Here is a 19,764-nt window from a genome sequence, read left to right on the forward strand (position 1 = left end):
GACGCCCGGGCCCGCGGTCCTCGACCGCGGGCTCGGGCGTCACTGGTGGAGCAGCTCAGATCACGGCAGCGGCCACTCCTGGACCACGCTCGGACCCTGGTAGGTCGGGGTGACGGCGTCCCCGTACCCGTTGACCACGTGGTCGATCGTTCCGGCCGCGTTGAGCGAGATGGTCTCGATGTTGTGCAGCTTCACCCCGGGGGTCGTCGGGACCTCGAACGCCTGGGTGGCGTGCAGGGTCGGGTCGACGTTGGTGTAGATGTAGCTGCCCATGCCCCAGCCCTCGTGGGTCTTGACCTTGTCGCCGACCTTGTACGCCGCCCAGCCCAGGAGACCGTCGTGCTGCCACGCGGCCTGGTTCGGGGCGTCGTACGGGAGCTCGTTCTGGAAGAAGATCGTCTTGCCACGCTCGCCGTTCCAGACGACGTTGTACTTCTGGTAGTGCTCGGAGAACAGGCCCGTCGCGGTGACGTCGTTGCCGTTGACGAGCACGCCGGTGTCCGCCGTGTTCACCGTCCAGCCGACTCCGTCGCCGTGGTCGGCACGCCAGGCCCACGTGTGGTCGATCAGGGTCTGGTTCGTGTTGACGACGAGGCTCTGGGTCGTCTTGCCCACGTGCTCGCCGCCGATGCGGAAGTAGACGTCCTGCACGGCCGTCGGGTTGCTCGCGCTGCTGAGCAGCGGCTTCTTGAGCTTGCCGTCGAGCGTCGAGACCTTGGTGCCGAGCTGCAGGAGTGCGGGCGAGTTGACCGTGCCGGCGTCGAACATGATCCCGGCGATGTCGATACCCGGGACGTCGAGCGTCTGCATGGCGGTCACGCCGTTGTCCGGGACGATCGTCGCCAGACCCAGGCCGAGCACGACCGAGTTCGGGTACAGGACGTTGATCGTGCGGTTGACGTGGTAGACGCCGGGCGTGAGCAGCAGGTTCTTGCCGACGGCGAGCGCCGCGTTGATCTTCGACGCCGTGTCACCCGGCTTCGCGACGTAGAACGAGCTCAGCGGGAGGGCCTTGCCGGCCGTCGGGCCGTTCGCCCACGACGTGCCGGACGAGTTGGTCTGCGCTGACGGGACGAACACGTTGTACTTCCCGTCGGCCCCGAGGAAGAGGTACGGCTTCTCCTTGGACACCGGGGTGGTCGGCAGGACCGTGTACTTGTTGGTGAGCGGGGTGCCGGTGGGAACGCCCGGTCCGAAGTCGGCCGCCGGGACCGCCCCCGTGGCACCGGAGAACACCTGGTTCCAGACGCTGTTGCTCCAGCCCTCGAGCGAGCTGTTGCGCGTCAGCCACTGCTGCTGGCTACCGCTGACCACGAACGGGAGCTTCGAGTCCCCGATGTAGCCGCCGGACGCGTACTGCGGGCCGGCCGAGCAGTAGTCCATGAGAGACAGGTTGCCGCCCGAGATGGCGACGCGACGCAGCGAGACCGCCTGCGACGTCGCCCAGAAGTTGGCGCTGCCCTTGCAGCCGTCGGTGTCGGCCGCGTTGGTGTGGACGATGCTCAGGTTGGACATGCCGCGCCAGAAGTTGTTCAGGGCCGTGCAGTCCGTCGGGGCGCCGGGCGCCGTCGGGTAGCACCGGTTGAACACCTCGATGGCGCCGTTGATGACGACGTCCCCGGGGTCCTGGCCCAGACCGGCGACCTCGGTGTAGTAGCCCACCTGGAAGCGCAGCGGCTTCTCTGCCGTGCCGTAGGTGCCCGGCTTGAAGAGGATCGCGTAGCGGCCGTCCCCGAAGTGGGCGTCGACCTGCTGTGCGGCGATGGCGTCGACCGTGGCCTGGATCTCGTCGATCGGCTGGCTCGGGTCGAAGATGATCGTGTTCGCGCCGAGGTCTACGGGCGCGTTTCCACCGCCGTGGGCCCCGGCGGGTGCCGCGACCAGCGGGACGAGCACGAGCGCGATGGTGGCACTGACAGCCGCGAGGACCCGGGGACGATGCCGTGACATCGGGTTGGGAGCATTCTCGCGTGGACGCAGGTTCATGGGCGTACCTCTCTCCGCACAGGGGGCACGTCGTCCTGACGGGGGGCCCTGCGGACAGGGGGCACCGTCGTTGGCGCCGTGAACCGACACATGATGCCGGCCGGGACAAAACGTACCGAACGGGCGGCGGCTGTCAACCCTTACAGGGCAGTAACTCTTACCGCTAGGTAGGTGCCGGCGCGTCGGCTCTGCTCGATCCGCCAGGGCTCAGGTCGACCGGGTTCTCGCAAGCTCGTCGATCCAGCCGGGCGTCGCCAGATTCTGGGCCGCATCGGTCACCGAACGCAGGCGTGCTGCCGCGACCTCGTCCCGGCCGACCGTCACCCGGTGGCTCTGGCTCGAGACGCCCTCCACGGTCTGCGAGGCGTCCTCCAGCGAGAAGGGACCCTCACCTCGGGACTGCACGGCCGCCAGCGTGTCGAGCGTCAGGCCTCGAAGGAACTCGACGTCTCCCGCACGCGCGAGGGGCGACTGCGCGAGCAGCGCGAGCGCCTCGAACCCCACGGTCCGCCGTGACCGCTCCTCCTCGAACGACAGGTCGACGGCCCACTGGACCCGCGACCACCACTGCGCCCGTGCGTCGGACTCGGCACGCTGCCGGATCGTGAAGATGCCCACGACGATCGCGCCGATGGCCCCGAGCGCCGCGACGAGCGTGGCGACCGAGGTCACGACCTCGTACCAGGGCTGCGACGCCGCCATCGGCAGCACTGCGCCCGCGAAGCCGTGCACCGCGCCCGTCCCCTGGGCTGCCGCCGCGCCGGTCAGGCCTGCAGTCATCGTCATCACGCCTCTTCCGTCGACACCGCTGGCGAGCGTAATGGCTGCCGCCGACGGCCGGGCGGCGTCACGCCGAGGTGTCGAGCACCTCCGACAGGCGGCGGAGGATCATGCTGCGCCACCCGCCGCCCATGATCCGACGGGAGAGCTGGGCGATCTCGTCGTCCGGGTCGAAGCCCGCGTGCTCGAGGAACAGCCTCGTCCCGTGCCCCTCGGCCTCGAGCGTCCACGTGACCGTCGTCGGGACCAGGTCCTCGGCGGCCGCGTCGGTCCACGTGACCTGGAGCATCCGAGGCGCGTCGATCGCGAGAACGGTGCTCGCGACGGTGCCCGAGAAGCCGGTTGCCTCGACTCGTCGACCGGCCATGGTGAAACGGTGGCCTACCTCGAGCACGAAGTCGTTGGTCATCAGCCACTGCGCCAGCAGGTCCGGCGTGGTGAGGGCACGCCACACCTTCTCGGGCGGGTGCGGGAAGAACTGGTCGACGCGGATCGTCGTCGGGTCCGCCGTCTCGTCCTGCGCCGGCAGCTCCCAGCCCGTCGTTCCCTGCTCACTCATCGTTGCGGCCCTTCGTCGTGGGTTCGTCGTGCGTCGTGGGTTCGTCGTGGTCCATCTGGTCGAGCACCGTTCCGAGCGCCGCCAGCCGGCCGCGCCAGAACCGTTCGTACGGCGTCAGCCATCCGGCAAGGTCCGCCAACGGCTCCGCGGTGACGGTGTAGAACCGGTTGCGGCCTGCGGACCGCTCCGTGACGAGCCCGCTCTCCCGGAGCGCGGCGAGATGCTCGGAGACGCTCGGCCGCGACATCTCGAACGCTGCCGCGAGCTCCGTCACGGTCTTCTCGCCCGTCAGCAGCGCGTCCAGGACGTCGCGCCGGGTCGGGTTCGCCAGCGCGCCGAAGAGCCGGTCGAGGGTCGAGTCCTTGAGCCGTCGTGGCATCAGAGGTCGTCTCCGCTCGGTCGGTTCGGCACGCAGCCAGAATACGTAGGTTTTTTCCTACGCGTCAACCTGGCCCCGTGCCGCCGGCTCGGCCTGACACCGAGCGACCGGGGGCACCGGTGCCGCTCGAGGCTCAGAACGGGGCACTCACCCGAGGGTGTACTCGAACCGCATCCGGTGGGTGCCGTCCGGGTCGACCACGAGAGCTCCGTGCCCCGCGACGCCTGCCAGCTCACCGGTGCCGCTACCCGCCACGATGGTGAAGAACTCGCCGGACCGGTCGCTGCCGCTCGTCGTGGCCGCGTGCGCGAAGTTGAACGTGCCGGATCGCCCGTCCAGTGATCCGTCGAACGACTCCAGTGCGACGTAGGTACCGATGCCGCGCGCGGGATCGAAGGCCGACGTGAACAGGGTGGTCGAACGCCCCTCGACCGCACCCTCGAACCGCTTCTCCATCGTCGCGACTCCGACACCGAGCGCCGTCTGCACCGGATCGGGCACCTCGACCGGTACCCCGGTGAACCCGCTGACCGTGAACGTTCCCTCGGTGATCATCGGTGCACGCTATCGAGCACCACCGACATCGTCCGCGGCGAGCTCGACCTGGCTCCCGGACCGCCGCAGGCCTACTCCGGCAGCAGCGTCCCGACGACCGCGGTCGCCTCGCGGTCCACGTCGACCGCTACCCGGGCCGTGAGCCCTGCCGCCTCGAAGGCCGCGCACGCTTCGTCGGCCTGGCTCTCGCTCGTCTCGACGAACACGTGGCCTCCAGGGACGAGCCACCTCGGCGCCAGCTCGGCGACCCGGCGCAGCACGTCGAGCCCGTCCGGACCACCGTCGAGCGTCACCCGCGGCTCGTGCAGCCGCGCCTCCGGGGGCATGCTCCCGATCACACGGCTGGGCACGTACGGCACGTTGGCCAGGAGCACCTCGACGCGGCCCAGCAGGTGGTCGGGCAGCGGCGCGTCGAGGTCACCCTCGAACACCACCCCGTCGACCGGGGCGACGTTGCGGCGGGCGCACGCGACGGCCACGGGGTCGACATCCACGCTGTAGAGCTCGACGTCGGCATCGAGGGTCTCCGCGAGCGCGACGCCGAGCGCGCCCGACCCGCAGCACAGGTCGAGGACCACGACTGGCTCCTCGGACGGCAGGACGAGCCGCACGAGCTCGACCAGCCGCGCCGCCTCGTCGACCAGGAACTCGGTCCGCAGCCTCGGGACGAACACCCCGGCGTCGATCTCGATCCGCAGGCCGCAGAACGAGGCCCAGCCGACGACGACCTCGAGCGGCTCGCCGGCGACGCGGCGGTCGACCATCGCGGCGAGCTCGGCGGGCGACTGCGCCGACTGGAGGAGCAGTGCGGCCTCGTCCTCGGCGAACACGCAACCGGCCGTGCGCAGCAGCTGCACGACCGCTTCGTACGTCAGGTCCGTCACGGCGTCCTCTCTGGCTCGGGACCGCCCACCCTAGGCCGCAGACGAACGGCCGCACCCCTGGTGAGGTGCGGCCGTCGTGCGGGGACGCGGTCAGGCGGTGGCGTAGCCCAGCGGAGCGGGCAGCCTGGCGCCACCGGGACCTTCGTAGCGGCTCGAGTCGAACGCCAGGACGTACATGAAGATCAGACCGAGGAACACCAGGCCCACGGTGAACCCGGGTCCGTGCCCGAACGACAGCGACAGCCCGTTCAGCATGAAGATGTACAGAACCAGACCCAGGATGGGGACCCAGAAAAGCAGGATCCACCACATCGGCTTACCCGCGATCTTGAGAAGCACGAGGGTGTTCCAGATCGGGATGAGGGCCTGCCACCCGGCCTCGCCGGCCTTGGCGAAGACCACCCAGAGCGGCAGGACGCCGATGGCGTAGCCGATCAGAATGCCCAGGTAGATCGCGGCCCACGGGATGTCCGCGGAGGTCGTGGTCACGGCGACGTCATGGATGAGTGAGTGCATGCGGCGAACAGTAGCCAGAACGCGCGCGCTCGGTGGGCCAATTCATGGATGGATGTGTCGACGTCGCCGAGAATTCGCTTCCGCGCGCCTCCGGGCGTGAATGTGGACGGGTGTCCATATGTGATCGGCTTTATTCTCGGCGGATGTTCCCCGGCACCCGTGCGACGACGACCGCGCGCTCACCGTCCGAGCCGTCCTGCGCGTCCCGGGACGTCTCGTGACCGACCAGTGGGACACCGGCAGGCTCGATCTGGACGCCTACCTCGCCCGCATCGGGCAACCCGCTGCCGGCACGCTCGCCGAGATCCACCGCGCGCACCTGGCCGCCATCCCGTTCGAGAACCTCGACGTCCTGCTCGATCGGGGCGTCAGCGTCGACCTGCCCGACGTCGAGCGCAAGCTGGTCCACGGTCTGCGCGGCGGCTACTGCTACGAGCACGCCCTCCTGCTGGGAGCGGCCCTCGAACGCCTCGGGTACACCGTCCGCCGCAGGCTCGCGCGCATCGGCGACCCGTCCGTCACGCCCAGACCCCGTTCCCACCTTGTCCTCTTCGTGCTGGTCGACGACACCTGGCACCTGGCCGACACGGGATACGGCTCCGGCCTGCTGGTCCCTGTTCCGCTGGTCGACGGGGCAGAGTCGACGCAGGGCGGGTGGACCTTCCGCACCCTCCTGCTCGCTGACGGCGGCTGGCAGCTGCGCGAGAAGCGCTCCGGCCACTGGTTGACGCACTACACCGTCCCGCACGAAGACACGTTCCTCGTCGACGTCGCGGCCGCCAACTGGGTCACGTCCACGTCGCCGACATCCCGGTTCACACCGCAGCTCGTCGTCCAGCGCAAGGACGAGTCGCTGGCGCACATGCTCACGGGCCGGGAGCTGGTCGTCGAGTCGCCTGCCGGACGAGAGTCCGTCACCAAGGTCGCCGACGACGCCCTCGACGGAGTACTGCGAGACATGGGCCTGACCCTGTCTCCGGAGCAGCTCGCCGTATTGGCCGCGCGCTTCTAGGACTGGTCGACACAGACCCACAAGGCGCCCGGCCGCACCGTGACGTCCAGCGTGTCCGACGGCTCGATCACGTCGCCGTCAAGCTGCCGAGGGTGCTGGCGGTCGCTGGTCACGACGATCCGCGAGCCCCTGAGAATCTCCATGTTGGGCACCCGCTTCCTCCGAAGAAGGACCCCGAGGGCCAGCTGAACCCAGTGCCCGAGGTTCCGTGGCGCGAGAACGGCGACCTCCATCTGCCCGCTGTCCGGCTCGGCGTCCGGCAGCAGGTTCACGCCTCCCTGCAGCTGTCCGACGTTAGCGACGAGGACGCTGCTCGCACGTCGCCGCAGCACGGGGAGGTCGTCGACGCGGACCTCGACCCGCATCTCGTTGTCGGCCAGGTGCTTGAGGGCCGAGTAGACGTAGGCCAGGGCACCGACCCGCGCCTTGAGCGCCGTCGGAGCGTCGTCGACCATCGCCGCGTCGAGGCCCATCCCCGCCATGACCGCGAAAACCTGGCCGTCGACCTCCCCGACGTCCACCGCCTGGCGGCCGCCGTCGAGGGCGATCTGCACCCCGTCGGCGGTCTTGCTCGGGATGGCGAGATTGCCCGCCAGCAGGTTCCCCGTGCCGCCCGGCAGGACAGCGAGCGCGGCGTCCGTCCCGGCCAAGCCCTCGATGCACGCGCGGACCGTGCCGTCGCCGCCGGCGACGAACACCACCTCGGCGCCGTCGGCGACCGCCTGCCGCGCCTGGCCGGTGCCCGGGTCCTCGGCAGTCGTCTCGAGCCAGACGGGCACCGGCCAACCGGCGTCGATCACCTGCTGGTCGAGGGCCGCCCGGAGCTCGTCGACCCCTGTCACACGGTTCGGGTTCACGATCACGGCGGACCGCTGGGACTGGTTCGCGCGTGCGGCAGGCTCGGTGGTCACCGGGCGAGTCTGACGGTGAGCCACCGCCGCGGCCACCGGGGCGCGTGTGACGTTATCGCTCACGGCCACAGCGGGCGGGCGCGGGCCGCGGCGGCGCGGATGGACGTCGCGTCGAGGATCGAGCTGGTCTCCGCGACGCCCCGGTCCGGCCACGCGCACACGGCACGCAGGTCGCCCTCGGGTGGGAGCGGCCAGAGCCACACGTCACGCGCCCACCGCTCGGCGTAGTGCATCGGCTGGCTCGCACCGTCCATGATCGGTTCGGTCGGTGTCCAGTCCACCGGATCGGCGTCGGCGGGGACCGCCGACCACGGCGAGCTGTCGAGGGTGGTCACACGGCGCCCGTCTGCGTACTCGAAACCCCAGCGCAGGCCACCGGCCGGCAAGGCGAGATGGAACGAACCCCGCCCGTGCGTGATGTCGAGCTGGCCGAGGACGCGCGAGCGCTCACGCACCGTTGTCCGGCGGATCCGCACGGCGATGCGGAACACCACACCCTCGGAGTAGGCGCGCACATCCTCGAGGTGCACGGCCGTCGAGGCCGACCGGCCGAGCTCGACGACGATCGGGAGTGTCCCCGGAAGCTCGTCGACCGGGTGGCCCGCCCACGCCGGCTCGAGCACCAGGACGTCGTCGAGGTCTTCGGGATCGCCGTGGCGCGGGTCGACAGCTGGAAAGAACGACATCGCTCCATCATGTCGGACCTCGCGTGCCGAGGTGCAGGATGGGTACCGACCCGACCCGGCCCGACTCGAACGGTGGCGTCGTGACCCTCGCGTTCCTGCTGACCTCGCTCGTGATCGTCGCGACGCCCGGAACCGGCGTGATCTACACGCTGAGCGCCGGGCTCAGCCGCGGCACCCGCGCGAGCCTCGTAGCGGCGCTCGGCTGCACGCTGGGCATCGTCCCCCACATGGTCGCCGCGATCACCGGGCTGGCAGCGGTCCTCAACGCGAGCGCGGTCGCGTTCCAGACGCTCAAGCTGCTCGGCGTCGCGTACCTGCTGTTCATGGCAGTGCGGATGTGGCGGGACCGCAGCGAGATCACGGTCCACGAGGGCCCGAGGGAGAGGTCCGCCGGCCGGGTCATCTGGTCGGCGATCCTCCTCAACATCCTCAACCCGAAGCTGACCATCTTCTTCTTCGCGTTCCTGCCGCAGTTCGTGCACCCCGACGAGCCGGGCGCGCTGGCGCACATGGCGCTGCTCAGCGGTGTCTTCATGGCGGAGACGTTCGTCGTGTTCGGCGTGTACGGCGCGCTCGCGGCGGCCGTCCGGTCGCAGGTGGTCAGCCGGCCGCGCGTCGTCCTGTGGATGCGTCGCACGTTCGCCGGCGCCTTCGTCGCGCTCGGCACCAAGCTCGCTCTCACCGACCGCTGACACGGATCACGACCGTGCTTGATGCGGCTCGGGTGGAGCCTGCGACGCAGGTCCTCGGGCCACGCCTCGGCACATCACGTGACTCGCGCCCTTCCCGGGAAGGGCACCTTCACAGCCCCAGCGCGGGACACTCGCCGGGCAGCAGGCCGAAGCGGACGATGTCGTTCCCTGCGCCATCTCCGACCTGTTGGTGGAGCCGCCGGGAGTTCAGTCGCCGGTGCCGCTGGCGACGAAGCGGTATTCGAGGTTCTGCCGAGCCCCCGGACACACACGTCGCCACTCGGCCATCAGGTGGTCCATCTCGTCCTTGCTGACGAAGGGCGCAGCCCGCCCGTGCACGCGGCGCCCGCTGCGTGTCCGCAGGCGCAGCACGGCTTTTCGGTACTTCCGGCTGAAAATCGCCCGTTCCATCTCATCTGAGTCGGAGCCAAGGTCGAACGGAGTGCACACCAGGGTGACCGTCGCGATGGCATCCGGGGTGAACCGGTCCTGGCGACCACCGACCGTCCGGATCCAGATCACCGGCTCGGACTCCTCGACCACGCGAACCTCCACGGCGCTGGTGAGGTCATACACCCACAGAGGCACGGCGATCACCAGCAGCAGCACCGCCAGGCCGGTCAGCGTATAGCCGAGAACGCGCTCTTCTAGGCGGATCACAAGCAGACCGGCCGCACCGATCGCGGTGACGGCGATCAACCACTTAGCCCAGCGTCGCCAGTCTGGCCCCAGCGTGTCGGTTTTCCACAGCGTGCCTTCGGGCATGTCCACCCGCTCATCATCGTTGCCCCAGGTCGGCTTCGACGATCCGCTCCGGGCCGGCCGCGGCGCGGCGGTCGGGCGCCGCTGGGCGGGGACAGATTGTTCTCGGCAGACGCGCGCCCCGGTTTGTCGGCCGTCAACCGGTCACGGGTCCGCGAAGAGAGTGACGTCATGTCCGGCTCGACAGGGTTCGATGGGTGCGCCGTTGTTGCACCATCTGGTTCAGTGTCGTATGGTGAACCGCATGGTTCAGCAACAGCTGCTCGATCGGCTCTACTCGGCGCTGGCCGACTCGACGCGTCGCGACATCCTCGTCCGGCTGGGCGAGGGTCCCGCGACCATCGGCGAGCTCGCCGAACCGCACCAGATGAGCCTGACCGGCATGAAGAAGCACGTTCAGGTGCTCGAGGACGCCGGCCTGGTGAGCACCGAGAAGGTCGGCCGGTCCCGGCAGTGCCGTCTCGGCACCGAGCGACTGGACGACGCCATGGCGTGGATCACCTACTACCAGCGGCTCTGGGAGCGTCGACTCGACGGCCTGGACGCCTACTTCACACTGCAGAAGGGGACGGACGAATGACCACCACCGGATCGACCACAGACGAAGGCACGATCGAGCTGCGCCTCACGCGCGTGCTGCCCGCGACGCCCGCCGAGGTGTTCGACGCCTACACGGACGCAGAGAAGCAGAAGATCTGGTTCTCCATCCTCGACGAGACGCCCGGCATCGTGGAGATCGAGACCGACCTGCGCGTCGGCGGCGTGCAGACCGCCGTCTGGGGACCGGACCGCGACAACCTGTTCCGGGAGACGCAGACGTTCGTCGTGATCGACCGACCGGCGGCCGACGGTGTCGGACGGCTCGTCACCGAGTCGACCGGCAGCAGCCCCGACGGCATGACGATGTCGACGCACATCGACATCACGTTCGAGCCCGTCGACGGCGGCACGCTGATGACCGTCGTGCAGAGCGGCTTCCCGTCCGTCGAGGTGCGCGACTTCTTCGCCTCGATGGCATGGATCGGCGCCTTCGACCGGATCGCCGCGTTCCTGACGCGCTAGACGGGGCCTCATGGCTCGCCTGGAGCCGCACCGAGAGCTCCAGGCGCGCCAGGACCTCTAGGCGGGCGCTTCGGCAGCCGTCGGCGGGCTGTCGTCCGGCACCGCCGATGGACCGCCGTCGATGACCGGGACCGGTCCCTCAGGAACCGCGTCGTCCGGGCTGCTCGGCTCCTTGGGACCCGTCTCGCCGGAAATCCAGAAGTAGAACGCGTTCGTCCCGCTCTTCTGCAGCAGCATCGCGCGGGTCAGCAGCGTCATCGGGACGGCCAGGATCGCGCCCAGCGGACCGATGATGAAGGTCCAGAAGACGACCGAGACGAAGCTGAGCGTGAGGGTGATGTTCACCGCGTCGGACACGAACCGCGGCTGCACCATCACCTGGAGCGTGACGTTCACCAGGCAGTAGACGACCACGACCCCGAGTGCGAGCTGCCAACCGCCCACCACGAACGCCAGCAGCGCGGGCGGGATCAGGCCGATGACGAACCCGATGTTCGGGATGAAGTTGGTGACGAACGCGAGGATCGCCCACACCACCGCGGCGGGGACGCCGAGCCAGTACAGCGCCAGCCCGTCGATCACGGCAACGATCGCGCCGAAGGTCGCGCTGACGACGAAGTAGCTGCGCACCCCGCGGTTGAAGATGGTCGCCCGGTCGAGGATGTCGGACTTGGTCGCCAGGAATACCGGTCGGCCGCGGTCGTAACGGGCCGCGTCGACGCCCATGAAGATCACGTAGGCGAGGACGAAGAAGAACGACCCCGCGATGCTCAGCACGGTGCTCGCCACCGACGTCGCCGCGTCCACCACCTGCGACGGGTTGATCTCGCTGGTGATGGTCGACGCCGTGTCCTCGTTCACGCCGAGCGACGCGAGCCAGTCGGTGAGGTCCGCGAGCGACGTCTGCAGCTCGTCGCTGTAGTCGCCGATCAGGTCCGCGAACCGGATACCGGCGAACACGAGCATCGCGACGAGGATCGCGAGGATCAGGTAGACGGTGACGATGACCGCCGTCGTCGCCATCCAGGGCTTCCAGCCGCGGCGCTCGAGCGGGATCCGGAGCGGGTGGCAGATGATGACCAGCACCGCCGCGAGCATGATCGGCGCGAGGAAGCCACCGGCGGCGTGCAGCCCCGCGAGGGTGACGACGAACGCGGCCAGCGTGAGCAGCGTGCGGGTGGCGGGCGCGAGGCCCTGAGGCGAAGCCATCAGGCGCGCTCCTTCGCGTGGTGCGGGATGTTGACCGGACGGGTCGCTCGCAAGATACAAGATGTCCGGGCCGCGACGCGGGACCTTCCCCCGCGCTCGGCCGATGTCAGCGGCGCGTGGAAGCATGCGAGCGTGACGAGCGAGCACCTCTGGCAGCCCGGCACCGTCCGCGCCGCCGCCGGCGGCATCGTCGCCCTTGCGCTCGCAACCTTCGTCGCGATCACCACCGAGCTCGTCCCCATCGGCCTGCTGCCGCAGATGAGCGACGACCTCGGGGTGACGGAGTCGATCGCCGGCCTGCTCGTCACGGTGTACGCGTTCATGGTCGCGGCCCTCGCCGTCCCGCTCGTGCTGGCCACTCGGCGGCTCCCTCGCAAGGGACTGCTGATCGGCACGCTCGTCGCCTACACGCTGAGCAACGCGCTGGTCGCCGTCGCACCGTCGTTCGGGGTGGTCGCGGGTGCGCGCGCACTCGGGGGCATCGCGCACGCCATCTTCTTCTCCGTCGCCATCGGGTACGCCTCCCGCCTGGTGCGCGACCAGTTCACGGGTCGGGCCCTGGCGCTGGTCACCGCGGGCGCCTCCGCCGGGTTCGTGCTCGGCGTCCCGCTGTCCACCGCGCTCGGCGCCGCCGTCGGGTGGCGTACGGCGTTCGCGGTCCTCGGCGCGGCGTGCGGCGTCGCGATCGTCCTGGTGGCGCTCTTCCTGCCAGCGGTCGCGGGCGGTGGGGCTCCGGCCGCGGACGAGGCACGCAGCACCAACCGCGCACGGCTGGCCGTGGTCGTCTCGACCAACTCGCTGACCTACCTGGGGCACTACACCGTCTACACGTACATCGCGGTGCTCCTGCTTGCCGCGGGACTCGGCAAGGCGGCGGTCGGTCCCGTGCTGCTCGCCCTCGGCGCCCTCGGGCTCATCGGCACCGCCTATGCGGTGGCGGCGCTCGACAGGGACCTGCGGCGCAGCACCATCCTCGTCCTGTCCTCGGTGGCGCTGGGCCTGCTCGCGGTCGGTGTCGCGTATCCCTCCCTCGCCGGGGTGCTGGCCGCTGCGGCGGTCTGGTCCGCAGGCTTCGGAGCAGTCGCGTCGGTGTTCCAGACCGCCGCCATCCGCACCCACGGTGCCTCCCCGGACGTCATCGGAGCGCTCGTGAACAGCACGGCGAACGTCGGGATCGGCGGCGGTGCAGCACTCGGCGGGCTCGTGCTGGCCGGTCCGGGTCTCGGGTGGCTCCCCTACGTGGGGGCAGGCATCACCGCGACCGGGCTGGTCGTCGTCCTGGTGTCCCGGCGAGCCTTCTCGGCAGCCCCGACCCTCGAGCCCGCCGACCAGCCCTCCATCACCTGACGACGCATCGGCGGCGCGTGATGGCCGTGCCGCGACTGCGTCGGACCGCGGGCGTGCCCAGTCAGAGGCCCGAAGTCGCCCGGAGTGCTACGCCGACCCACGTCCGCCACGGCCGCCAGGCCTCGGCCACCTGCGCCAACCGGTCGGCGTCGAGCGGGGCGTCCTCTCCCAGAGCCGTCGCGGCAGCGCCACGGACCATGGGTTCGTTGACCGGGAGCACGTCGGTGTGGCCGAGCGCCCTGACCAGGACCAGCTCCGCGTAGAACGGCCCGATCCCCTCGAACGTCTGAAGCTGAGCCCGGGTCAGGTCGGGATCCTGGTCGCGCAGCGTCGTGGTGTCGAGCGCACCGTCGAGCGCGGCACGGGCGATCGCGTGCATCCGGCGCAGCTTGATCTCCGGGATCGCGTCGAACTCCCGCACGGCGAGCAGCTGCTCCGGCAGCGGGACGGCGGCAGCGTCCTGCCCGGCGACGGCGAACACCCGGCCGTGCGCCCGCGCGAGCTGGTCGCGGACCGCGGCCATCTGCCGCTGAGGCTTGCGCGCCGACAGGACGGACCACAGCAGGGCCTCGTACGCGGAGTGGAACAGCGGCGGGCGCAGTCCGGGGCGCTTGCGCTGCACTGCGCCGACGACCGGATCGCGGGCACCGAGCGCGTCGTACCCGGTGGCGTCGACGTCCACCGAGAGCACGCGTGCGACGTGGTCGGCGACGCGCCGCGGCTCCGCCTCACCGAGCACCTCGACGTGCAGCACCTGCGCCGACGGCTGCGTCACCGCCGCAGCGACCTGCTCGGTGTACCCGTCGAGGCAGAACGCGAGACGCATCACCGACCCTCCACCCGGTTCGCGACCGCCGAACCCGAAGCCGATGCTCTGCTCCAGGTCGAACCGGCCGTGCACGGGGATCTCGGTGCGGAGCGCTGACGACGACATGCTCGAACGCTAGGCCCGACGACCGACAGACCCGTCGGGGCACCCCCACTGTGGCCCGCCGACTCGCTGACCTGTGCTCCTATGGGCACATGACGAGCGAGAACATCGACCCGGATGTGGTCTCCACGGGCACGCTGCCGCGGCGTGAGCTGGTGGAACAGCTCATGCAAGAAGCGCACGACCGGTACGCCCTCGTCGAGGAGGGCGCCGTGGCGGACTACATCCCCGTCCTCGCGCAGGCCGACCCGAACCTGTTCGGACTGAGCATCGTCTCGGTCGCGGGCGCCTCGCACAGCGTCGGCGACGCGCTGCACGAGTTCTCGATCCAGTCGGTCTCCAAGGCCTTCGTGTTCGCTCTGGTGTGCGACGCGCTCGGACCGGAGGCCGTGCTCGAGGCCGTCGGCGTGAACAACACGGGCTTGCCCTTCAACTCTGTCATGGCGCTCGAGCTGAACGGTGGCAGTCCCATGAACCCCCTGGTCAACGCGGGTGCGCTGACCACGACCAGCCTCGCCCCGGGCGAGTCGGCCGACGACAAGTGGTCGTTCGTGCAGGCCGGCCTGTCGGCGTTCGCGGGCCGCCCGCTCGTGCTCGACGAGGACGTGTACGCCTCCGAGGCGGCCCACAACCGACGCAACCAGGCCATCGCCCGCCTGCTGGAGAGCTACGGCCGGATCGTCCACGACCCGCTCGAGGTCACCGACGTCTACACACGGCAGTGCTCACTGCGAGTCTCGGCGCAGGACCTTGCGGTCATGGGCGCGACGCTTGCCGACGGCGGCGTCAACCCGGTCACCGGCGAGCGAGTGGTCGACCCGTCGGTGTGCCGCTATGTGCTCGCCGCTCTGGCGACGAGCGGCCTGTACGAGCGTTCCGGCGAGTGGCTGTTCAGCATCGGCCTGCCGGGCAAGAGCGGGGTGTCAGGAGGCATCGTCACGGTGGTGCCCGGCAAGGGGTCGCTGGCCACGTTCTCGCCCCGCCTCGACGCCGCGGGGAACAGCGTCCGTGGCCAGCTGGCCACCCGGTACCTGTCGGGAGCCCTCGGTCTGAACCTGTTCGCATCGCGTCCAGAACCAGGTGCGGGCTCCCGCTGACCCCCCGGAGACCGCTAGCGTTCCCGGAATGCCCCCTTCGTCCTCGTCAGACGAGACACCGGCGCGAGTGCCGCTCTCGCAGGAGCCGCCTCGCCCGCGGTACGTGCTGCCGGGACCGCCGCCGGGCCCGCAGCACAGCCGGAGCACCGGCTCGACTGCCTGGTACGTCGCGCGGATCGTGTCGTTGTGCGTGCTCGCCGTCGCCCTGATCTCGGTGCCCGTGGCGTGGGTCCAGCGCTCCGAGGCGACGACCCGAGGCGACGGGTCTGAGGCCAGCGGGCCGAACGCGGACCTCACGGCCGACGAGCTCGGGTACTCGCCGGCGACAGCTTCACCCACGACGGAGGCGACCGCCGAGCCCAGCGCGAGCACACCGACTCCCACGGTCGCGACGGACCTCCCGACGACCGGCCCGACGGTGGGCGCGGCCCCCGCGCCGAGCACGTCGCCGACGCCGCAAGCGACCGCCACTGCGACCGCGCCCCCTGCGTCGGCGCCGACGCAGGCCGCCGCCCCACCGCCCGCCGCCGTGCCGGCTGCGCCGCCGGTGGTGGCCGCGCCCCCGCTGTCGCTCAGCGACGAGATCGTCCGGCTGACCAACGTCGAACGGGCCAACCGGGGGCTCCAGCCGCTGACCTCGAACCCGTGCCTCACGAGCCAGTCGGCCGGCCGCACCGCGGTGCTGGTCACCGAGGGACGGTTCGAGCACGACTCGCTCGACCCGGTGATCGCAGCCTGCGGGATGCCGCACTCGATCGGCGAGAACCTCATCCTCGGCTATCCCGACGCCGCGTCGGCGGTCGCGGGCTGGATGGGTTCCGAGGGGCACCGGGCCAACATCCTGAACCCCGGCTTCACCGAGATCGGTGTCGCGTGCACGCTCGGCCCGAAGGGTCAGCTCTGCGGACAGCTCTTCCTCGGCTGACCACCGCTCGACCGCGCTCTACCCCCCAGGCACGTCACGGGGGCGCCGCCGTCGCCACAGCAGCCAGGACGTCGTGACGGCGGCGATCACGACCAGGACGACGACGGGGGCGCCCGATCCACCACCCGAGTCCTGAGCCTCGGCGCCGGGCGGCGACGGTCGTGTCGTGTCGCCGAGGGTGGTCGCCGTGGTCGCCGTGAACGTCAGGTCGCCGGTGATCGGGTGGCCGTCCGCGGACGTGACCCGCCAGCTGACCGTGTAGCGCCCCGCCGGAAGTTCACCGCCGAGCTTCTGCGCGACCGTCACGTCGACGAGCACCGGGTCTCCGTCGCTCGCGAGCGTCCCGTCCGGGCTGCGCACCTCGACCTCAGTTCCGAGCGCGATCGCGGGCTCGTCGAACGTCAGCGTCACCTGCTCGGGCGCTGTCTGCACGGTCGAGCCGTCGGCGGGGTCGGAGCTGCGCAGCACGTCGTGCGCCTGCGCGCTCGAGGCACCCACGACGCCGAGCACCCCGCCGACCATGAGGCCGGTCAGGGCGACAGCGGTGGACCGCCGCGGCACGCCGAACCGCGCCCGTCGCCCGGGCTGGGCCTGCACCGACCCCGGCACCGTCACGCGTCGACCCTACGGCGGCGCGCCGAGACCAGGGCGACCACGAGTGCACCCGCCCCGAGCAGCACACCGGCGAGGCCGAACACGCGGGCCACGGGGTCCGAGGTCTCGGCACCGGCCGAGCCGCTGGACGGTTCCGTCGGGTGGCTCTGTCCCTGCGTCTCGGCGGCCGTCGTCGTGAACGCGGGGGCCGGGTGCCCGGGCTCCTCACCGGACGGCGGCGTCGCGTCAGCCCAATCAACCACCGTGCCGTCCGTGTACGTCTGATGCGTGGGAAGAACCAGCTCGGTGCCCGCCTCGGGCAGCGGACCGACAGAGATCTCGAACTGCTGGAACTGACCGTCCGCGATCTCGTTGCCGGGCTCTGCGGTCCAGGTGACGGTCGCGGGCGCCTCGGTGAGGGTCGTGCCGTAGAAGTCGACCGGCTCGGGCAGCGGCGCCGTGGCGACGCTCGCCGTCCAGCCGGGGACCGGCCGGGTCGAGACGGAGAGCAGGGGGGTGTCGGTGGGCAGGTCGACGACGACCTTGCTGGTGGCGGCGGCGACCGACTCGTTGGGGACGCGGACGGTCAGGACGGTGAACCCGCCCGCGGTCGTCTCGTCGGGATCGATGTGGACGTGGGCCGACGCAGCGGCCGCTGGGAGGACGACGAGGGCGAGGCCGGTGACCGCGATGGACGCGACTCGGGCACGGCGATGGATCGAAGACATGGGGTGCTCCAGGGTGGGTGGTCGGCGTGGCGCGTGTGCGCACGCACCGACCACCCCGTCCTCCGCGGAGGTCAGGCGGCCAGCGCGACGTGCGCGGGCGACGTCGGTGGCCCGCGGAGCGGAAGGACTCCGAGGTCGCGCCGGCCGACGGCGCGGTGCACGGTCGCGTCGCGCACCCGCAGGACCGCGGAGGCGGGCAGCGCCACGGGCGCGAGCAGGGCGACGAGCGGGCGCATCCAGGTACCGATCCAGGACAGCGCACGGTCGATCCCGGCGATCAGCGTGGCGGTGACCAGCGTCGCGACGACGTGCAGGACGAGCATCGGGACGCCATCGCTCGGACCGACCGCGTGCTGCGACGACGCCGTGCAGGCAACCTGCACGGCGTGCGCATGACTCCCCATGTCTGCCGCCGGCGCACAGCCCATGGCACCGGCGAGGCTGTCGAACGACTGGTGCAGCCCGAGCTGTCCGGCACCGAGGAGTGCGACCGCACCGGGAACCCCGATGCGTCGACCGCTGAACGGAACGGTGGCGGCGAGCGTGACGGCCGCCAGCGGCACGAGCACGGTCGTCGTCGGGACGTCACCACCGCCCAGCACGTGCGCGCCGAGGGCCAGAAGCACCGTGCTCACGGCGACGACGAACGCACGCGCGAGGCGCGCAGGTCCGGTCGTGGGTGCGGGCACGGGCGCAACGGTACCGGCGCGCGCCCGGACCCTCCGGACCGGGTCTCTCAGGCCAAGAAGTCCCCGCCGGCGGTCGCGAGGATGAACCGGGTGTCGATGTTGGTGTCGAACCCGATGTCGGACTGCAGGAAGAACGTCAGCCCCATGCCGAAGACGACCGAGTGCGGGGCGGACAGGTCGAACGTGTTGGACGCGTCGAGACCGGTCCGGTGCTCACCCCGGAGGCTGAGCCCGTTGAGCTCCTGCACCTTCCCCGACCCGTCGTACACGTGGACGTTGCGGATCTCGCAGCCCTCCGCGTTGAACAGGAGGAAGAACCGCTGCACGGACGTCCGGACGTCCCCTGTGATGACGGGCGTCGGGAGCGGCACGTGGAGCCAGCTCGCCTTGCCGGGCACCGGTGACACGTCTGCGCCCCAGCCGAAGTGGCCGACCCGGCGGAAGTTCTCCGGACTCTCCACGGTCATCGCGTTTCCGTGCACCCAGCTCGCATGCAGTGACATGGTCGTTCCTTCCCCTGGTCGGCGTCTCGCTCTCCGACTGAGGAACCCCCACCCACCCCGCGTGATACGCGGGCGGCAGGAGATCACCTGCGCTCGTTACGTGTTCGCGGGGTTCGTCGCCTTGCCGTCCAGCCAGAGCTCCTCGGACTCGTCGCGGTGAACGCCGTCCGTGCCGACGTGCTTGGTGCTGATCGTGGGACCCTTCTTGAGCACGTGCACCAGCGCCATGGCGTGGCCGCGGCCGAGGCCGTAGTCCTCCTTGAGCCAGTCGACGATCACGCCGGCCTTCACCGACGGGTCGTCGTAGCCGCGCGCCGTGCCGAGGTCGACGAGCTGTCGCGGGGTCAGGCCCGTCTTGCCCTCGATGGTGTCGAGGTACGCCTGGAACGACATGCGGTCTCCCCTCGGTGCTGCCCGACGACGTCGCCGGGCACGGTGGACGGTGATGGGCGCCTTCGAGGGTATCGGCCAGACCACCAGGAGGCGTCTCACGTTCCGAGACGTGAACCCGGGAGGAATCGCACCGCAGCATGGCGGACCCCGGACCGTCGTGAGACGCTCCGTCCTCGACCACCCCGAGGGAGCCACGACATGACCGCGCTCGCCACACGCCTGACGGCGGCACAGGCGTGAGTGAGACGCCGTCCGTGCCGGACGCCCAGTCCGAGCAGACGCCCGACGAGCACGAGTCCGGGCGGTTCGCCGCGGTGAACCGCACCCTGGACCGGCTCCCCCACCCCGTGCGCGTCGTCGGGGTCGCGCTGTTCGGTGGCGTGCTGGTCCTCGCCGGTCTGGCGATGCTCGTGCTGCCCGGGCCCGGCATCGTCGTCATCCTGGCGGGACTTGCCGTGCTGGCCTCCGAGTTCGTCTGGGCCCGCCGGATCCTCGACCGGACGAAGGCCGCAGCCAAGGCAGGCCTCGACAAGGGCAAAGCGGCGGTCAAGCGCAAGAGCTGAT

The 19,764-nt window shown here is 70.7% G+C and carries 25 protein-coding genes; 8 read left to right on the plus strand and 17 right to left on the minus strand.

What is annotated here, in order from left to right; genetic code table 11:
* Nucleotides 1–60 precede the first annotated feature (60 nt).
* From N553_RS0105580 to N553_RS21295, 7 genes are all read right to left on the minus strand, one after another.
* Complete coding sequence (locus N553_RS0105580; RefSeq protein WP_028045706.1) at nt 61–1,986, minus strand: hypothetical protein; 1,926 nt, start codon at nt 1,984–1,986, stop codon at nt 61–63.
* A gap of 207 nt (nt 1,987–2,193) precedes the next feature.
* On the minus strand, nt 2,194–2,772 hold the full coding sequence (locus tag N553_RS0105585) for a hypothetical protein (protein WP_028045707.1): 579 nt from the start codon (nt 2,770–2,772) through the stop codon (nt 2,194–2,196).
* A 61-nt stretch (nt 2,773–2,833) separates the two neighbouring features.
* Nucleotides 2,834–3,325: an SRPBCC domain-containing protein gene (locus tag N553_RS0105590; protein WP_051639851.1), complete on the minus strand. Its 492-nt coding sequence runs from the start codon at nt 3,323–3,325 to the stop codon at nt 2,834–2,836.
* Nucleotides 3,318–3,704 (minus strand): helix-turn-helix transcriptional regulator, encoded by a 387-nt coding sequence (locus N553_RS0105595; RefSeq protein WP_028045709.1) that lies wholly within the window; start codon nt 3,702–3,704, stop codon nt 3,318–3,320. Before N553_RS0105595 ends, N553_RS0105590 begins: the two co-directional genes overlap by 8 nt.
* A 147-nt stretch (nt 3,705–3,851) precedes the next feature.
* Nucleotides 3,852–4,259, minus strand: a complete 408-nt coding sequence (locus N553_RS0105600; protein WP_028045710.1) for a DUF3224 domain-containing protein — start codon at nt 4,257–4,259, stop codon at nt 3,852–3,854.
* Nucleotides 4,260–4,330: 71 nt separating this feature from the next.
* The gene (locus tag N553_RS0105605; protein WP_028045711.1) at nt 4,331–5,143 is read right to left on the minus strand and encodes a putative protein N(5)-glutamine methyltransferase; all 813 of its coding nucleotides are present in this window, start codon (nt 5,141–5,143) and stop codon (nt 4,331–4,333) included.
* A 90-nt stretch (nt 5,144–5,233) separates the two neighbouring features.
* The gene (locus N553_RS21295; protein WP_051639852.1) at nt 5,234–5,659 is read right to left on the minus strand and encodes a DUF5684 domain-containing protein; all 426 of its coding nucleotides are present in this window, start codon (nt 5,657–5,659) and stop codon (nt 5,234–5,236) included.
* 217 nt (nt 5,660–5,876) lie between these two features.
* Here N553_RS21295 and N553_RS0105615 point away from each other — a divergent pair, with 217 nt between their 5' ends.
* Nucleotides 5,877–6,671 (plus strand): arylamine N-acetyltransferase, encoded by a 795-nt coding sequence (locus N553_RS0105615; RefSeq protein ID WP_051639853.1) that lies wholly within the window; start codon nt 5,877–5,879, stop codon nt 6,669–6,671.
* Here the strand turns inward: N553_RS0105615 and N553_RS21300 are convergent.
* Both N553_RS21300 and N553_RS0105625 read right to left on the minus strand, forming a co-directional pair.
* Nucleotides 6,668–7,582 carry a diacylglycerol kinase family protein gene (locus tag N553_RS21300; protein WP_231505174.1) on the minus strand — a complete coding sequence of 305 codons (915 nt, stop codon included), beginning with the start codon at nt 7,580–7,582 and terminating at the stop codon, nt 6,668–6,670. The genes N553_RS0105615 and N553_RS21300 overlap by 4 nt on opposite strands.
* A gap of 59 nt (nt 7,583–7,641) precedes the next feature.
* Entirely contained in the window at nt 7,642–8,268 is a 627-nt protein-coding gene (locus N553_RS0105625) for a hypothetical protein (RefSeq protein WP_028045713.1), read from the minus strand.
* 38 nt (nt 8,269–8,306) lie between these two features.
* Between N553_RS0105625 and N553_RS0105630 the strand changes: the two genes are divergently transcribed.
* Nucleotides 8,307–8,960: a LysE family translocator gene (locus tag N553_RS0105630; RefSeq protein ID WP_231505175.1), complete on the plus strand. Its 654-nt coding sequence runs from the start codon at nt 8,307–8,309 to the stop codon at nt 8,958–8,960.
* 207 nt (nt 8,961–9,167) lie between these two features.
* Here N553_RS0105630 and N553_RS0105635 read toward each other — a convergent pair whose 3' ends face one another.
* Nucleotides 9,168–9,731: a hypothetical protein gene (locus N553_RS0105635; protein WP_028045715.1), complete on the minus strand. Its 564-nt coding sequence runs from the start codon at nt 9,729–9,731 to the stop codon at nt 9,168–9,170.
* 235 nt (nt 9,732–9,966) lie between these two features.
* Here N553_RS0105635 and N553_RS0105640 point away from each other — a divergent pair, with 235 nt between their 5' ends.
* A complete protein-coding gene (locus N553_RS0105640) occupies nt 9,967–10,302 on the plus strand; it encodes a metalloregulator ArsR/SmtB family transcription factor (RefSeq protein WP_028045716.1) in 336 nt (111 codons plus the stop codon).
* The gene (locus N553_RS0105645) at nt 10,299–10,784 is read left to right on the plus strand and encodes an SRPBCC domain-containing protein (RefSeq protein WP_034620691.1); all 486 of its coding nucleotides are present in this window, start codon (nt 10,299–10,301) and stop codon (nt 10,782–10,784) included. Before N553_RS0105640 ends, N553_RS0105645 begins: the two co-directional genes overlap by 4 nt.
* A gap of 57 nt (nt 10,785–10,841) precedes the next feature.
* Here N553_RS0105645 and N553_RS21305 read toward each other — a convergent pair whose 3' ends face one another.
* Nucleotides 10,842–11,993, minus strand: a complete 1,152-nt coding sequence (locus tag N553_RS21305; RefSeq protein ID WP_081844376.1) for an AI-2E family transporter — start codon at nt 11,991–11,993, stop codon at nt 10,842–10,844.
* A gap of 132 nt (nt 11,994–12,125) precedes the next feature.
* Between N553_RS21305 and N553_RS21310 the strand changes: the two genes are divergently transcribed.
* Entirely contained in the window at nt 12,126–13,340 is a 1,215-nt protein-coding gene (locus N553_RS21310) for an MFS transporter (protein WP_051639855.1), read from the plus strand.
* 61 nt (nt 13,341–13,401) lie between these two features.
* Here N553_RS21310 and N553_RS21315 read toward each other — a convergent pair whose 3' ends face one another.
* A complete protein-coding gene (locus N553_RS21315; protein WP_034620693.1) occupies nt 13,402–14,274 on the minus strand; it encodes a DNA-3-methyladenine glycosylase in 873 nt (290 codons plus the stop codon).
* 89 nt (nt 14,275–14,363) lie between these two features.
* On the opposite strand from N553_RS21315, the gene glsA reads away from it, so the two are divergent.
* Together glsA and N553_RS24150 are read left to right on the plus strand one after the other, a co-directional pair.
* Entirely contained in the window at nt 14,364–15,368 is a 1,005-nt protein-coding gene (gene glsA, locus N553_RS0105665; protein ID WP_028045718.1) for a glutaminase A, read from the plus strand.
* A gap of 28 nt (nt 15,369–15,396) precedes the next feature.
* Complete coding sequence (locus N553_RS24150) at nt 15,397–16,293, plus strand: CAP domain-containing protein (protein ID WP_156043711.1); 897 nt, start codon at nt 15,397–15,399, stop codon at nt 16,291–16,293.
* An 18-nt stretch (nt 16,294–16,311) separates the two neighbouring features.
* Here the strand turns inward: N553_RS24150 and N553_RS24155 are convergent, their stop codons facing one another.
* The 5 genes from N553_RS24155 to N553_RS0105695 all read right to left on the minus strand — a co-directional run bounded on the left by N553_RS24155 (nt 16,312) and on the right by N553_RS0105695 (nt 19,200).
* Nucleotides 16,312–16,908, minus strand: a complete 597-nt coding sequence (locus N553_RS24155; RefSeq protein WP_051639857.1) for a copper resistance CopC family protein — start codon at nt 16,906–16,908, stop codon at nt 16,312–16,314.
* The gene (locus N553_RS0105680) at nt 16,905–17,615 is read right to left on the minus strand and encodes a YcnI family protein (RefSeq protein WP_028045720.1); all 711 of its coding nucleotides are present in this window, start codon (nt 17,613–17,615) and stop codon (nt 16,905–16,907) included. The genes N553_RS24155 and N553_RS0105680 overlap by 4 nt, the downstream gene beginning before the upstream one ends.
* Nucleotides 17,616–17,686: 71 nt before the next feature.
* A complete protein-coding gene (locus N553_RS0105685; RefSeq protein ID WP_028045721.1) occupies nt 17,687–18,304 on the minus strand; it encodes a hypothetical protein in 618 nt (205 codons plus the stop codon).
* A 47-nt stretch (nt 18,305–18,351) separates the two neighbouring features.
* Entirely contained in the window at nt 18,352–18,807 is a 456-nt protein-coding gene (locus N553_RS0105690; RefSeq protein WP_028045722.1) for a DUF6623 family protein, read from the minus strand.
* A 96-nt stretch (nt 18,808–18,903) separates the two neighbouring features.
* Nucleotides 18,904–19,200 (minus strand): DUF4287 domain-containing protein, encoded by a 297-nt coding sequence (locus N553_RS0105695; protein ID WP_028045723.1) that lies wholly within the window; start codon nt 19,198–19,200, stop codon nt 18,904–18,906.
* A gap of 236 nt (nt 19,201–19,436) precedes the next feature.
* Between N553_RS0105695 and N553_RS21330 the strand changes: the two genes are divergently transcribed.
* On the plus strand, nt 19,437–19,763 hold the full coding sequence (locus N553_RS21330) for a PGPGW domain-containing protein (protein WP_081844378.1): 327 nt from the start codon (nt 19,437–19,439) through the stop codon (nt 19,761–19,763).
* Nucleotide 19,764: the final 1 nt, after the last annotated feature.

This window comes from Cellulomonas sp. URHE0023 (assembly GCF_000688475.1).
Classification (GTDB): Bacteria; Actinomycetota; Actinomycetes; order Actinomycetales; family Cellulomonadaceae; genus Cellulomonas.

What these genes read in the sequence shown, in the direction of transcription:
- N553_RS0105590 (WP_051639851.1), bottom strand. Translation starts at nt 3,325, where the DNA reads ATGAGTGAGCAGGGAACGACGGGCTGGGAGCTGCCGGCGCAGGACGAG.
- N553_RS0105625 (WP_028045713.1), bottom strand. Translation starts at nt 8,268, where the DNA reads ATGTCGTTCTTTCCAGCTGTCGACCCGCGCCACGGCGATCCCGAAGAC.
- N553_RS0105580 (WP_028045706.1), bottom strand. Translation starts at nt 1,986, where the DNA reads ATGAACCTGCGTCCACGCGAGAATGCTCCCAACCCGATGTCACGGCAT.
- N553_RS0105690 (WP_028045722.1), bottom strand. Translation starts at nt 18,807, where the DNA reads ATGTCACTGCATGCGAGCTGGGTGCACGGAAACGCGATGACCGTGGAG.
- N553_RS0105695 (WP_028045723.1), bottom strand. Translation starts at nt 19,200, where the DNA reads ATGTCGTTCCAGGCGTACCTCGACACCATCGAGGGCAAGACGGGCCTG.
- N553_RS21295 (WP_051639852.1), bottom strand. Translation starts at nt 5,659, where the DNA reads ATGCACTCACTCATCCATGACGTCGCCGTGACCACGACCTCCGCGGAC.
- N553_RS0105585 (WP_028045707.1), bottom strand. Translation starts at nt 2,772, where the DNA reads ATGACGATGACTGCAGGCCTGACCGGCGCGGCGGCAGCCCAGGGGACG.
- N553_RS21305 (WP_081844376.1), bottom strand. Translation starts at nt 11,993, where the DNA reads ATGGCTTCGCCTCAGGGCCTCGCGCCCGCCACCCGCACGCTGCTCACG.
- N553_RS24150 (WP_156043711.1), top strand. Translation starts at nt 15,397, where the DNA reads ATGCCCCCTTCGTCCTCGTCAGACGAGACACCGGCGCGAGTGCCGCTC.
- N553_RS21315 (WP_034620693.1), bottom strand. Translation starts at nt 14,274, where the DNA reads ATGTCGTCGTCAGCGCTCCGCACCGAGATCCCCGTGCACGGCCGGTTC.
- N553_RS0105630 (WP_231505175.1), top strand. Translation starts at nt 8,307, where the DNA reads ATGGGTACCGACCCGACCCGGCCCGACTCGAACGGTGGCGTCGTGACC.
- N553_RS0105600 (WP_028045710.1), bottom strand. Translation starts at nt 4,259, where the DNA reads ATGATCACCGAGGGAACGTTCACGGTCAGCGGGTTCACCGGGGTACCG.
- N553_RS0105645 (WP_034620691.1), top strand. Translation starts at nt 10,299, where the DNA reads ATGACCACCACCGGATCGACCACAGACGAAGGCACGATCGAGCTGCGC.
- N553_RS0105680 (WP_028045720.1), bottom strand. Translation starts at nt 17,615, where the DNA reads ATGTCTTCGATCCATCGCCGTGCCCGAGTCGCGTCCATCGCGGTCACC.
- N553_RS0105640 (WP_028045716.1), top strand. Translation starts at nt 9,967, where the DNA reads ATGGTTCAGCAACAGCTGCTCGATCGGCTCTACTCGGCGCTGGCCGAC.
- glsA (WP_028045718.1), top strand. Translation starts at nt 14,364, where the DNA reads ATGACGAGCGAGAACATCGACCCGGATGTGGTCTCCACGGGCACGCTG.
- N553_RS0105595 (WP_028045709.1), bottom strand. Translation starts at nt 3,704, where the DNA reads ATGCCACGACGGCTCAAGGACTCGACCCTCGACCGGCTCTTCGGCGCG.